This window comes from Cobetia sp. Ld8 (assembly GCF_045066615.1).
Classification (GTDB): Bacteria; Pseudomonadota; Gammaproteobacteria; order Pseudomonadales; family Halomonadaceae; genus Cobetia; species Cobetia amphilecti.
Genome location: NZ_JBISHF010000008.1, coordinates 290896 through 304856, shown reverse-complemented (window position 1 = coordinate 304856; position 13961 = coordinate 290896). Strand labels below are relative to the sequence as shown.

Sequence of the window (13961 nt, the reverse complement as noted above, 5' to 3'; positions counted from 1 at the left end):
GGCCACCGCGAATCTTCTTTTCAGGCATCCACGACATAGAGGTCCTTTTCGATGACGACCGCCACTCACACCGAAACGCATGGCTTCCAGACAGAAGTGAAGCAGCTGCTTCACCTCATGATCCACTCGCTGTATTCCAACCGCGAGATCTTCCTGCGCGAGCTGGTCTCCAACGCGGCGGATGCCTGCGACAAGCTGCGCTACCAGGCGCTGGACAACGACGCCCTCTACGGCAACGACAGCGAGCTGCGCATCGAGATCGAGCACGATGCCGAGGCGAAGACCATCACCCTGCGTGACAACGGCATCGGCATGAGCCGTGACGATGTGGTCGCCAACCTGGGCACCATCGCGCGCTCCGGCACCGCCGAGTTCATGAAGAACCTGTCGGGTGACCAGCAGAAGGATTCGCGTCTGATCGGTCAGTTCGGGGTCGGCTTCTACTCCGGCTTCATCGTCGCCGACGAGATCACCGTGCGCACCCGTCGCGCCGACCTGGGCGCTGACCAGGGCGTCGAGTGGACCTCGCGTGGCGAAGGCGAGTTCAGCGTCGCCGACATCGAGCGCGCCGAGCGCGGCACCGAGATCGTGCTGCACCTCAAGGACGATGCCATCGAGTTCGCCGACGATCATCGTCTGCGCAACCTGGTCACCAAGTACTCCGACCATATCGAACTGCCGGTGCGCATGAAGCGCGTCGAGAAGGACGAGGAAGGCAACGAGCAGGTCCACTGGGAAACTGCCAACTCCGCCACTGCGTTGTGGGTGCGTCCCAAGGCCGAGGTCAGCGACGAGGAGTACAGGAACTTCTACAAGCACGTCTCGCATGACTTCTCCGACCCGCTCAGCTGGAGCCACAACAAGGTCGAGGGCAAGCTCGAGTACACCAGCCTGCTGTTCGTGCCGGGCCGTGCGCCGTTCGACCTCTACCAGCGTGATGCCGCGCGTGGCCTGAAGCTCTACGTGCAGCGCGTCTTCATCATGGACGACGCCGAGCAGTTCCTGCCGCTGTACCTGCGCTTCATCAAGGGCGTGCTGGACACCAACGACCTGTCGCTGAACGTCTCGCGTGAACTGCTGCAGCAGGACCCGCAGGTCGACAAGCTCAAGTCCGCGCTGACCAAGCGTGGCCTGGACATGCTCAAGAAGCTGGCCAAGGACCCCGAGCAGTACCAGACCTTCTGGAACCAGTTCGGCTCCGTGCTCAAGGAAGGCCCGGCGGAAGACTTCGCCAACCGCGAGAAGATCGCCGAGCTGCTGCGCTTCTCCACCACCGAGACCGACAGCGCGACCCAGGACCAGTCACTGGCCCAGTACGTCGAGCGCATGAAGGAAGGCCAGAGCAAGATCTACTATCTGGTCGCCGACAGCTTCAATGCCGCCAAGTCCAGCCCGCACCTCGAGATCTTCCGCAAGAAGGGCATCGAAGTCCTGCTGCTGACCGACCGCATCGACGAGTGGCTGATGAGCCACCTCACCGAGTTCGACGGCAAGTCCTTCGCGGATGTCGCCAAGGGCGATCTCGATCTCGGCGATGTCGAGAACGAAGAAGAGAAGAAGGCCCAGGAAGAGACCGCCAAGGCCAAGGAAGATCTGGTCAAGCGCGTCAAGGAAGCGCTGGCCGAGAACGTTCAGGAAGTGCGCATCACGCACCGCCTGACCGATTCCCCGGCCTGCGTGGTGCTGCCGGAGCACGAGATGGGCTACCAGATGCGCAAGATGATGGAAGCCGCTGGCCAGCCGCTGCCGGAAGTGAAGCCGATTCTCGAGCTGAACCCGGAGCACGCTCTGGTCACGCGTCTGGAAGGCGGTGAAGGCGATTACTTCACCGATCTGGCACACGTGCTGCTCGATCAGGCCATCATCGCCGAAGGCGGTGCGCTGGAAGATCCGGCCGCTTACGTGCGCCGCCTGAACAGCATGCTCAGCGCCTGAGACGGCGGAACGATCGAGTCACTGGCTTGATCAAGCATGTCCGCAACGACGCCCTCGCAGCCTGTGCTGCGGGGGCGTTTTGCGTTGGGTGTGTCGTCAGCGATAGCGTCCAGTGCGAGGTGCAAGGTGTGCAGGTCAGGAAGGCGGCAAGGTAGGAAGGGAAAAGGGAAAAGGGAAAAGGCGAGGAAGCGCAGGGAGCGCAGAGCGCGCGCCGCGTCAGTGGCGCGAAAGGCGGGCATCGCCTGGCGGTCTGTCGGTGACAAACGACAGGGCTTGCCGTGTCTTTCCTCGCTTGGCCGGCCGCGCCATCTTCTCGCCCACGCGTTTTTAGGGTTTCATGCAGCCTCATGAGATACGCTGTTGGTATCTCGCGTCTTGCTACTGCATCCCTCTCGATGAGCGCAGCACATGACTTACCTACCTTTCTCTGCGGATTGGCTGACTGGCGGAGTGCGTGGCCTGCCACGCCTGTCTGCGTGGGCCTGGCCGCGGCGCTCGTGGCGCCTGAGCCCTGTTCGCCTGGGCGCTGTCCGTCTGGGCTCTGTTCGTCTGAGCTATGTTCGTCTGGTCAGTGCCGCCTTGCTGCTGGTGATGGGGCTGGGCTCGATGGCGCAGGCGGCGCGGCTGGATGATGAGCTGCTGGCCCGTGACAGGACCCATCAGATGCCGGACCTGCGGCCCTATCCCGCGGGTAACAAGCGCAAGATCGCATTCTTCGAGCTGATGATTCCGCTGGTGGTGGCCGAGAATCAGCGCATCGCCGAGCAGCGCGACTGGTTGCTGGCGATGCGCAAGCGCGCCGGTGACGGAGGGCGTGACTACAGCGAGCGCGAGCAGGAGCGCCTCAACGGCCTGTGTGATCAGGCCAATCTGCCCTGTGACGTCACGCGCGAGGACATCGGCGTCAGCTGGACGCGCCTGCTGCTGCGCATCGATACCCTGCCGCTGGACATGGTGCTGGTGCAGGCCATCGAGGAGTCGGGCTGGGGGACGTCGGGCCATGCCCGTGAGGCCAACAATCTGTTCGGCATGCGCTGTTTCTCGCGCGGCTGCGGTATCGGGCCGCCGGGGCGTGAATATCGGCGCTTCGAGAGCCTGGAGGCCGGTATCGCCGCCTATTTCGACAACCTCAACTCCCAGCGCAGCTACGCCGAGCTACGTGAGCTGCGCGGGCGTCTGCGCAACGCGGGCCAGCCGGTGCGCGCCGAAGACCTCATCCCGACGCTGAGTGCCTACTCGACGCGGGGCAACGCCTACTTCACCACGCTCTATGATCTGTTGCGCTGGAATCGTGGCCTGATGCGTACCGTGCGTGAGCGCCTCGCGGCCAATGGCGCCCTGTCCTAGTCATGATCGCGCAGCGAAGGTCTTGCCCCCCGCGCTGACAGGGGGGATCATGCCGCCATGCATCTGAGCAATGATCAACGGCGAATTCTCGCCCATCCCTTTCCCTCGCGCCTGCGCGATCGCACGCCGGCCAACAGCGCCGAGCACAGCGATTGCGTGGTGGTGCGTGCCTGTGCCGGCAGCGGCAAGACCGTGCTGATGGTCGAGCTGGCGCGTACCTATGCCGACGAGACCCTCATCTACACCTCGCTCAACCCGGCGGTGGCCGGGCGGACCGCCAGTCAGCTGCCCGCCAATGTCCAGTCGCTGTCGCTGCATCAGCTGGCGCGCCAGGCCTTGATGGAAGAGTACGGCGACAAGCTCAAGCGGCAGCCCGACATCACGCGCCGTCTGGCGCCGCAGAGCCTCAGCTGGCTGGGCAGTCTTTCCAGCCAGTCGCGCAGCCTGATCGCCCAGGGCCTGAACACCTTCTTCGCCGAGAGCGACGCGGTGCCCATGCCTGAGCATCTGCCCGACGGCGTGGCACAACGGCTGAGCGCCAATGAACTGCGCCAGCTGGTCGAGAGCATGCGACTGGTGTGGGAGTGCCTGCTGGACCCCGCCGATCATCAGCAGAGCCTGTCGTTCAACGCCTTGCTCAAGCTGTGGTCGCAGCATGGCCAGTCGCTGGAGGCCGACCTGGTGATGCTGGATGAGGCGCAGGACGCCACGCCAGCGTTGCTGGCCATGTTGCGTCGCCAGCGCTGCGACCTGCTGCTGATCGGCGACCCGCATCAGAGCCTGTCGCGTCAGGTGGAAGGCATGAGCTCGCTGGATTCGCCGCTGCTGGCCGATGCCACCGTCTACTCGCTGCCCGGCGCCTGGCGCTTCGGGCCGGCATTGGCGGCGCTGGGCACGCGGTTGGCGGCCTGTTCGCCCACCGCCCGCGAGCAGGCCATGAGCGGCCTCGGCCCGGCGACCCGTCTGGCGCTGCCCGCGGTGCGTGAGGCATTGCTGCACTCCGGCAAGCGCCATGCGGTGATCAGTGCCGGCCCGGTGGCAGCGCTGGGGGAGGCGCTGTCACTGCATCAGCGCGGCATCGCGGTGGCCTGGCTGGACGGCATCGAAGGCTATCCGCTGGCGGGGCTGCTGGATCACTGGCGACTCTGGCGCGCACATCAGATGGCCGAGCAGGGCGACAGCGCGAGTCAGCGTGAGTGGTGGCGACTGCTGCCTCCCTCACTGACACGGCTCGGTCAGACCCCGGCGCAGGTGCTGGGGGCTCTGACGCGTCTCGATGATCATCAGGCGCGCAGCCTGCATGAGCTGGCCTCCTGGTATGCCCATGCGCCACTGGATCAATGGATCGGGGAGCTGCGCAAGCACGATGGCGACCTGCAGGCCGCCATCGTCAGTGCTCACTCGCGGGGACAGTCGGTCGAGCTGCCCACGGTCATGCTGGGGACGGTGTTCCGCGCCAAGGGTCTCGAATTTGATTGCGTGGTGCTGGCCGATGATCTGGCATTGCCAAGCGAGCGCCAGCAATTGCCCAATCAGGTGCTGGTCACCAATCTCAGCTACACCGCCGCCACGCGGGCACGCCAGCTGCTGGTGCTCAATGAGCGCCTGAGCCACTGGTGGCAGGCGCAGGGCGAGAGTGAGCGCTTCCCTCTGCTCGAGGCACTGCCGCAGGCCTGGCTGAGCGAGTCCACGCATGGCGTGCAGGCGCCGCACCCTTGGTGGGGCAAGGCACGCCTGTCGGAGTTGGCGCTGACACCGCGCAAGCGCCTGCTACTGCGCCGGCATGAGACCTCGCTTGAGGGCACGTCTGTCGCGGTGTCGCCCGCGGCTGGAGCGCGCGATCAGGCGCCAGCCTCGAGCGACCTTGCCAGTCATGCTCAGCACCTGGCTCATGCTCAGCACCTGGGCCATGCCCGGGGCTCCGACGATGCCCTGCAGGCGCTCAAGCGTCAGGCTCGCACCGACACGACGGCGCGCAAGCTGTATGAAATGGCCAGCAAGCTGCCGCCCGGGCGGCCCTCCGGCGGCCTGCGCAGCCTGTTGACCCCGAGCGACGCCGCCGCGTCCACTTCTTCCCCCAGCGAGTCGCCGACCCCCGGCGGCCCGACGGAGCCTCTTGATGAGTGAGTTTGCCCCTACGCCCGCCGCGCACGTGCACGACCTGGCGGCGCTGCGCTTCAACAATCGTTATGCCCGCCTGCCGGAGCACTTCTTCACGCGTGTCGCCCCGCAGCCGCGACACGGCACCCGCCTTGCCGATGTGAGTCCTGACTGCGCCCGTCTGCTGGGGCTGGAGGCGGCCTTGACCTCCGAATCCTCCAGTGAGGAGGCGCTCGAGCAGCTGCGCCTCTTGATGGCCGGTGAGCAGTTGCTGCCGGGCATGGACGCATTGGCCCAGAAATACACTGGCCATCAGTTCGGTCATTACAATCCGCAGCTCGGCGACGGGCGAGGCATTCTGCTCGGCGAGCTTGAGACCGAACACGGCAAGACCTTCGATCTGCATCTCAAGGGCGCCGGGCGTACGCCTTACTCGCGCTTCGGCGATGGTCAGGCGGTGGTGCGCTCCAGCGTGCGCGAGTATCTGGCCAGCGAGTACATGGCCGCGCTGGGCATTCCCACCAGCCGCGCGCTGGCACTGGCGGTGAATGCCGAGCGGGTCCAGCGCGAGACCGTCGAGCCCGGCGCGACCGTGTTGCGCGTCTGCGAGAGCCACCTGCGTTTCGGGCACTTCGAGTGGCTGGCCCACTCCGGCCGACATGAAGACCTCAAGACGCTGATCGATCACGCCCTGCGGGAGCATTTTTCAGAGTGTCTGCCCGAGGAGCTGACTGAACCTCTGTCTGAGTGCCTGCCCGAAGAGCTGACTGAACCACTGCCGGAAGGCGGCGCGCAGGCAGCGGCGGACCAGCCGCTGGCAGACCAGCCCCTCACAGACCAGCCCCTTGCAGATCAAGTGCGCGTGACCAGTGCGCTGGCCATGTTCGAGACAGTGATCACTCGCACCGCGAAACTGATCGCGGCCTGGCAGGCCTACGGCTTCGTGCATGCGGTGATGAACACCGACAACATGTCGCTGCTGGGGCTGACCTTCGATTACGGGCCCTACGCCTTCCTCGATGGCTATGAAGAGAACCTCGTGCCGAATCATACCGATCAGGCCGGGCGCTATGGTTTCGCCCAGCAGCCGGGCATCGGGCTATGGAATCTGGAGCGTCTGGGGATCGCGCTGTCGCCGCTGATCGATGTCGAAGCGCTCTCTGCTGCGCTGGGCACCTACGAGGGCGAGTTGCAGCGCGAATATGCCCGCCTGATGCGCGCGCGTCTCGGGTTGCCGGATGCGCGCGATGAGGACATGACGCTGGTGCAGCAGTGGCGCGAGCTGCTGGCGGCCGGCAAGGTCGACCACACCCATGCCTACCGTCTGCTCAATCATTGGGATGTCGCGCAGCCCGCGCCGGAAACGCTGGTCGTGCGTCTGGCGGGTGAGCGTGGGCCGCATGGCAACTCGGCCCAGGCGCGCGATGAAGCCTCGGCGTGGCTTGAGCGCTATCAGGCGCGCGTCATGGCCATCGGGCTCTCCGCCGAGGATGAGCGCCAGCGTCGTCTGGCCATGCTCGGCTGCAATCCGCTCTATGTGCCGCGCACGCATCTGCTGCTGGAGGTGATCGCACGGGTGGAGCAGGGCGATGACACTTCGCTCAAGGCCTTGCGTCAGCGTCTGGCGGCGCCTTTCTTCCGCCCCGAGGAGGGCAGTCTGGAGGCGGCGCTGGCGCTGGGGCAGGCGCAGGGCGTGGATGCCGAGCTCGTCGATGACTGGACACGGTCACCGGCGGCGAATGCAGCGCCGATCTGCATGAGTTGCTCGTCCTGAGCGGTTCTCATGAAGAGGGCCTGAACTGCTTCGCTGACAGCGCAAGCCATGGCCGGACATCCGCTTGGCGCAATGCAGGAAACACGCGCTGACACTCAAGTCATCGTCATGAAAATGGGATATTGCTGCGGCGGTATCCCATTTTTCATGGCAGGCACTATGGCAGCCATAAGCTCGAGATTATGCGATGCATAACACAAAGCTGAGCTATTCTTGGTGAGGTGCCTTTTGTAAACTCATTGCAAATCAGTCACTTGGTAGTGCCGCAAGGCGCCTGTCAGCATAAGGCGGCTGTTATGGCTGCCATAACGATAGCTTTATGCTTGATTTTATTGCTTTTTTGCAATGCAGCGCTTGACCCTGATGCACCGACAAGAAAAGACTGATGCTGGACACTCATCGTGTCGCGGGTGATGTCAGGCCTTCTGGCCATGCGTGAGTCACGGCTTGCGATTCAGGCAAGTCTCACCTGTGACAGGCAATAACGTCGCTGAAAGCGCCTCCGGCAGGCAGGATGGCGCGAATCAGCGCTCAACAGGAACGACGCCATGAACCTTTCAAGGCTGGCAGCCTCAGGCATGAACACGGACGTGAAACGAGGTGCGCGATGCTGAATATTCTAGTCGTGCGCGAGATGCGTGCACCGGACCTGGTGACACTCGACGAGGGGGTGAGCAGCACACTGGCGCGCGGGGAATGCCGCGTCGCGCTGGACCCGGTGACGGCCGGCAAGCTCGCGCGTCACCTCGACAGCAGTGTCAGTGACACCAGCGACGCCATCGTGCACGTGGAGAGCGGTGCCGGGCGTCATGCGCACTTCGACGATGCGGCCTACGCCGCCCAGGCCGGGGTGGCAGTCGTCGCCGAGGCCGACATCGCGGCGGCGCGTGCCGCGGCGGATCTCGTGCTGTGCGTGCGCACGCCCAGCGAGTCACAGATCAGCGAGTTGCGTGAAGGCGCGGTGGTGGTGGCATTGATGACGCCGTACCAGAACCCGCAGCTGATCAGCAAGCTTGCCAGCCAGGGGCTGACCAGCCTGTGCATGGAATTCGTGCCGCGTATCTCGCGCGCCCAGAGCATGGACGCCCTGTCCTCGCAGGCAGGTGTCGCGGGCTATCACGCCGCGCTGCTGGCGGCCAATGAGTCCTCGGTATTCTTCCCGATGCTGACGACTGCCGCCGGGACCGTGCGTCCGGCGCGTGTCGTGGTGGTCGGTGCCGGCGTTGCGGGCCTGCAGGCCATCGCGACCGCCAAGCGTCTCGGCGCCCAGGTGTGGGCCTATGACATCCGCGCTGCCGCGCGTGAGCAGGTCGAATCGCTGGGCGCCAAGATGATCGATACCGGCGTCGATGCCTCCGGCGAGGGCGGCTACGCCCGCGAGCTGACCGATGACGAGCGCGCCCAGCAGGCCGATGCGCTGGCACGTCACATGGGCGATGCGCATGTGGTGATCTCCACCGCCGCGATTCCGGGGCGTCCGTCGCCGCGCATCATCAGCCGTGAGATGGTCGAGGGCATGAAGCCCGGCGCCGTGCTGGTCGATCTCGCCGCCGAAGGCGGTGGCAACTGTGAACTGACCGAGCCCGGCAAGCGTGTCGAGCACGCCGGCGTCACGGTACTCGGCCCGCTGGACATGGCCTCGAGCCTGGCGGTCAATGCCAGCGAGATGTACGCCAAGAACCTCTTCAACCTGCTGACCCCCTTCATGAAGGACGGCGAACTGACGCTGGACTTCGAGGATGCGGTGCTCGGCCCGATGCGTCTGACCGAAGGCGGCCGCATCACCCACGATGACGTACGCGCTCGCGCGGAGGACGCCGCATGATCGAAGGACTTTCTGCCGTATACATCCTGATGCTGGCGGCCTTCGTCGGCTACGAGGTCATCTCGCGTGTGCCGGTGATTCTGCACACGCCCCTGATGTCCGGTTCCAACTTCATCCACGGCATCGTGCTGGTCGGGGCGATGATCGCCCTCGGTCAGGCCGAGACCGGCATGCAGCAGTTCATCGGCTTCATCGCCGTGCTGCTGGGCGCCGGCAACGCGGTCGGCGGTTATGTGGTCACCGAGCGCATGCTGGAAATGTTCAAGACCAGTGATCGCAGCAAGGGCACAGACGCTGCCAATGGCATCAACGACAAGGAGGCTCGCTGATGAACTGGCTGGTCGAAACAGGGTATTTCGCGGCGGCGGTGGTCTTCATCCTCGGCCTCAAGCGCATGTCACATCCTTCCACGGCACGCAGCGGCATCCATTGGGCCGGTATCGCGATGGTCGTGGCCACGCTGCTCACCTTCCTGCATCCGCAGATTGATGGTCGTTATGGCCTGATGCTGCTGGCCATCGTGATCGGTGGCGGTATCGCCTGGTATTCCGGCAACAAGGTCGAGATGACCGACATGCCGCAGATGATCGCCATCTACAACGGCATGGGCGGCGGTGCGGCAGCGGCGATCGCCGCGGTCGAGCTGATGCGCATGAGCGACAACCCGGCACTGATCGAGCAGCACGGCTCGCTGGCGCTGTGGCTGGGTGTGCTCGGGGCGATGATCGGTGCGGTGGCCTTCTCCGGTTCCATCGTGGCCTGGGCCAAGCTGGATGGGCGCCTCAAGAAGGCGTTCAACTTCCCGAGTCAGCAGCTGATCAACATGATCGTGCTGGGCCTGACGGTCTACCTGGGTGTCGTGATCGCGGCGGTGGAACCATCAAGCTCGCTGGTGCTGGTGTTCTTCGCGCTCGCGTTGCTGTTCGGTGCGATGCTGGCACTGCCCATCGGTGGCGCCGACATGCCGGTGATCATCTCGCTGTTCAATGCGCTGACCGGCCTTGCGGTGGCGATGGAAGGCTTTGTGCTCGGCAATGCCGCGATGATCATCGCCGGTACTGTCGTCGGGGCGGCCGGTACGCTGCTGACCCAGCTGATGGCCAAGGCCATGAATCGCCCGATCCGCAACGTGCTGTTCAAGCAGTTCGGTGGCGCCTCCGGTGTCGAGCAGGGCGAGATCGAGGGCAGCATGAAGGCCTCCGATCCGATGGACGCCGCCGTGCAGCTGGCCTTCGCCGAGCGCGTCATCATCGTGCCGGGCTACGGCATGGCGGTGGCACAGGCACAGCACAAGGTCTGGGAGATGGTCGAGCTGCTGGGTGAGCGTGGCGTCGAAGTGCGCTTCGCGATCCACCCGGTCGCCGGTCGCATGCCGGGTCACATGAACGTGCTGCTGGCGGAAGCCGGCGTGCCCTACGACATGATCGCGGACCTGGACGAGATCAACAACGACTTCGAGACCACCGACGTCACGCTGGTCATCGGCGCCAATGATGTGGTCAATCCGGTCGCCAAGAACGACGCCTCAAGCCCGCTGTACGGCATGCCGATCCTCAACGCCGACCAGTCACGCAACGTGCTGGTGATCAAGCGCGGTCAGGGTTCCGGCTTCTCCGGGGTCGAGAACCACCTCTTCTATCTTGACCACACACGCATGGTGTATGGCGATGGTCAGAAAGTTGTTGGCGACATGATCACGGCCCTCAAGACGCTGTGAACTGACGCCTCGGCGTGATGGGGCAAGTCTGCCGCCATCACGCCAGTGCTGAATAGACCGGCAATTTCTGCGCCTCAGGGGGCAGGAATTGCCGGTTTTTTTGTACATGTTGAGAATTCATGCATATCGAGAGTTCATGCGTATCGATGGTGCATGCTAGTCGATTGCTTGCGAGGCGCGCGTGGCAGGCACGTCACTCAGGCACGTCACCCAGGCGCGTCACCCAGGCGCAGCCCCTGCGTTGGCCACGAGGTCTGCGCAGACATCTCTTGTTCAGCATTCTCTGACAAACTATGAGTACAATGCCTGCCATTCACTGAGCACATCGTCATCCAAGGAGTCAGCATGTCTGCCACTACCCCTTCACCTCGTCGGGCCATTCGTGATCGCGAGGCAAGCGAAACGACCCCTCAGGCGGTGGGACTCAATGTCTGCGTGCTGGGTGGCGGCAGCTTCGGGACCGCGATCGCCTCGATTGCCGCCGACAATGGTGCCAGCGTCACCCAGTGGATGCGTGATGCCAACCAGGCCGAGGAGGTCAACACCCGGCACCGCAACTCGGGGTATCTGCCGGGCTTCGAGATCAATGCCTCGGTGCGTGCCACCACCGACATGGCCGATGCACTGGCCGAGGCCGAGCTGGTGTGCGTGGCGATTCCCTCCAAGGCCTTCCGCACGGTGGTCCGTCAGGCGCGTGCCCACCTGCGTGAAGGGCAGATACTGGTGGCCACCACCAAGGGCATCGAGAGCGAAGGTTTCACCCTGATGAGCGAGGTGTTGGAGCAGGAAACCGGTTTTACGCATATCGGCGTACTGTCTGGCCCTAATCTGGCGGCCGAGATCGCCCAGCGGCAGCTGACGGCCACGGTGATTGCCTCCGACGATGCCTACACCCGCGCTCGCGTGCAGACGGCCTTCGGCTGCGACTATTTCCGTGTCTACGCCAGCAATGATCGCTACGGCGTCGAGCTGGGCGGGGCGCTGAAGAACATCTACGCCATCGCGGCCGGCATGGCCGCGGCTCTGGGCATGGGCGAGAACACCCGCGCCATGCTGATGACCCGCGCGCTGGCCGAGATGAGCCGCTTCGCCGTGGCCAAGGGCGCCAATCCGATGACCTTCCTCGGCCTTGCTGGCGTGGGCGATCTGATCGTGACCTGCTCCTCGCCGTTGTCGCGCAACTATCGGGTCGGCTACGCACTGGGAGAAGGGCGCACCCTCGACCAGGCGGTCGAGGTGCTGGGCCAGGTCGCCGAGGGTGTCAACACCGTGCGATTGGTGCAGGATGAATCCGAGCGACTGGGCATCTACATGCCGCTGGTCAGTGGCATGGCCAAGGTGCTGTTCGAGAATGTCGACCCGCATCACATGGCCCGCGCGCTGATGGGCGGTGAGCAATCCAGCGATGTGGAATTCGTGCTGTCGCGTGAGTCGGTGCAGCAGGCGCGGCAGTTGGAACCCGACGGCTCCTGAGGACTCATAGCAGGTAGCGGGTGATGGAGCGTGTTTTGCCATCCCCTTGTCTGACTCGTGCAACGCTCCGGTTGGCGAGTCCCTGGTCATCGGCCGCAGCGACAGAGCGAGTGATGAAGCGCTTGCGCTGCGGCAGTCATCTTTTCAGGAGAATGTCATGAGTGTACTGATCATGCGTCACGGTGAGGCCCAGGCCGGCACGCCGGACCCCAGCCGCGAATTGAGTGAATATGGCCGCGAAGAGGCGCGCCGCATTGGGCGCTGGTTGGCCCATCAGCTGCCCGCCGAGCGTCGTGCGCGCCTGACGCTGGTCGTCAGTCCGTTTACCCGCGCCCAGCAGACCGCCCAGGAGATCTCCTCGGCGCTGGAGTTGAGTGGTGAGCAGCAGACCACGCTCGAGATCATCACCCCGGACGACCCGCTGACGCCGGTGCTCGACTGGCTGCAGACCCATGTGCCGCCCACCTCTGAAGGGCGCGAGCCGCGCGACTGGCTGATCATCAGCCACAATCCGCTTGTCTCGAATCTGGCCAGCGCCCTGGTCGATGGCCCCGGCAGCACCCAGCTGGCCTTTGCCACCGCAAGTCTCGCCTGGCTGGACGCCGATGTCTGGGCCGCTGGTCTGGCGGATCTGCACCAGTTCGTGAGCCCGGCGGAACTGGCGTAAGTCACGCGCGGCTGTCATGAACCACAACCATTGAGCCACAACGAAACGCCCCCGCCAGTCTGCACTGGCGGGGGCGTTTCGTTGTGGCGTGTATAGGTGGCGTGTCGTCTTCTGAATCAGACCGCTGCTACTTGATCAGAGCGCTGCTGCTAGACCAGACCGCTCAGCTTGAGCACGAAGATGCCAGCCGTGATGGTGATGCCCGCCATCAGGGTGCTGATGGCGATGATATTGGCGGCCAGGCGGTCATTGCCGCCCATTGCCCGCACCATCACGAAGCTTGCCGCCGCCGTCGGTGAGGCGAAGAACAGGAACAGCACCCCGAGTTCGGTGCCGCGGAAGCCCAGCAGCACGGCGACGGTGGTCGCCAGCAGCGGCACGCTGATCATCTTCATCAGGCTGGCGCTTAGCGCCAGCTTGCGGCCTTCACGCAGCGAGCGCATCGACAGGGTGCCGCCGATGCAGATCAATGCCAGCGGCAGCGTCATGCGCGCGAAGTAGTCGCCGGAGGTCTCCAGCCACTCGGGCAGCTGCCAGCTGAATGCCGCGAAGGGCAGGGCGGCCAGCACGCCGAGAATCAACGGGTTGGTGATGATGCCGCGCGCGATGCCACTCCAGCTGGTGCGGCCATCGCCGAGATAGCTCGACAGCACCACCACCGACAGCATGTTGTAGGACAGGATCACGACGCCCATCAGGATGCCGCCCATCGAGAGGCCGAGATCGCCATAGAGATTGGCGGCCAGTGCCAGCCCGACGATGGCGCAGTTGCCGCGAAACGAGCCCTGTACCACCTCGCCGCGCTCCTTTCTCGGCACGCGCAGGATCGCCCAGCCCCACAGCAGCAGGAAGGTGCCCAGTGTCGCCAGCGCGAAGTAGGTCAGCATGCCCGGGCGCAGGGCGTGATCCAGGTCCGCGCGCACGATGGAGAGGAAGACCAGCGCCGGCATGGTGCCCTTGAACACCAGTGATGAGGCGGTGCCGATGAAGGTGTCATCGATCCAGCCGAGGCGTTTGAGGCCCAGGCCCAGAAATACCATCGCGAAGACCGGAACGGTGACGTTCAGGGTCGCGACGAACAGCGCCAGCATGTCGTTCATGAAGTAGTCTCGCTCATTTCCGC

At 64.6% G+C, this 13961-nt stretch carries 10 protein-coding genes; 9 read left to right on the top strand and 1 reads right to left on the bottom strand.

The window, feature by feature from the left end:
• Positions 1 to 51 precede the first annotated feature (51 nt).
• From htpG to sixA, 9 genes are all read left to right on the top strand, one after another.
• Positions 52 to 1935, top strand: coding sequence for a molecular chaperone HtpG (gene htpG, locus ACJJV2_RS12225; RefSeq protein WP_405281226.1), 1884 nt, complete (start codon positions 52 to 54; stop codon positions 1933 to 1935).
• A gap of 408 nt (positions 1936 to 2343) precedes the next feature.
• The gene (locus ACJJV2_RS12220) at positions 2344 to 3282 is read left to right on the top strand and encodes a glucosaminidase domain-containing protein (protein ID WP_405281223.1); all 939 of its coding nucleotides are present in this window, start codon (positions 2344 to 2346) and stop codon (positions 3280 to 3282) included.
• Positions 3283 to 3339: 57 nt separating this feature from the next.
• Entirely contained in the window at positions 3340 to 5409 is a 2070-nt protein-coding gene (locus ACJJV2_RS12215) for an ATP-dependent helicase (RefSeq protein WP_405281220.1), read from the top strand.
• Positions 5402 to 7156, top strand: coding sequence for a protein adenylyltransferase SelO (locus ACJJV2_RS12210; RefSeq protein WP_405281217.1), 1755 nt, complete (start codon positions 5402 to 5404; stop codon positions 7154 to 7156). The genes ACJJV2_RS12215 and ACJJV2_RS12210 overlap by 8 nt, the downstream gene beginning before the upstream one ends.
• A 607-nt stretch (positions 7157 to 7763) precedes the next feature.
• A complete protein-coding gene (locus ACJJV2_RS12205) occupies positions 7764 to 8981 on the top strand; it encodes an NAD(P) transhydrogenase subunit alpha (RefSeq protein ID WP_405281214.1) in 1218 nt (405 codons plus the stop codon).
• Positions 8978 to 9310 (top strand): NAD(P) transhydrogenase subunit alpha, encoded by a 333-nt coding sequence (locus ACJJV2_RS12200; RefSeq protein WP_043335532.1) that lies wholly within the window; start codon positions 8978 to 8980, stop codon positions 9308 to 9310. Before ACJJV2_RS12205 ends, ACJJV2_RS12200 begins: the two co-directional genes overlap by 4 nt.
• A complete protein-coding gene (locus ACJJV2_RS12195) occupies positions 9310 to 10698 on the top strand; it encodes an NAD(P)(+) transhydrogenase (Re/Si-specific) subunit beta (protein WP_043335534.1) in 1389 nt (462 codons plus the stop codon). Before ACJJV2_RS12200 ends, ACJJV2_RS12195 begins: the two co-directional genes overlap by 1 nt.
• A 345-nt stretch (positions 10699 to 11043) precedes the next feature.
• A complete protein-coding gene (locus tag ACJJV2_RS12190) occupies positions 11044 to 12171 on the top strand; it encodes an NAD(P)H-dependent glycerol-3-phosphate dehydrogenase (protein WP_405281209.1) in 1128 nt (375 codons plus the stop codon).
• Positions 12172 to 12328: 157 nt separating this feature from the next.
• Positions 12329 to 12838, top strand: coding sequence for a phosphohistidine phosphatase SixA (gene sixA, locus ACJJV2_RS12185; protein WP_054554945.1), 510 nt, complete (start codon positions 12329 to 12331; stop codon positions 12836 to 12838).
• 149 nt (positions 12839 to 12987) lie between these two features.
• Here the strand turns inward: sixA and ACJJV2_RS12180 are convergent, their stop codons facing one another.
• Positions 12988 to 13938, bottom strand: a complete 951-nt coding sequence (locus ACJJV2_RS12180; RefSeq protein WP_043335541.1) for an AEC family transporter — start codon at positions 13936 to 13938, stop codon at positions 12988 to 12990.
• Between the last annotated feature and the right edge of the window lie 23 nt (positions 13939 to 13961).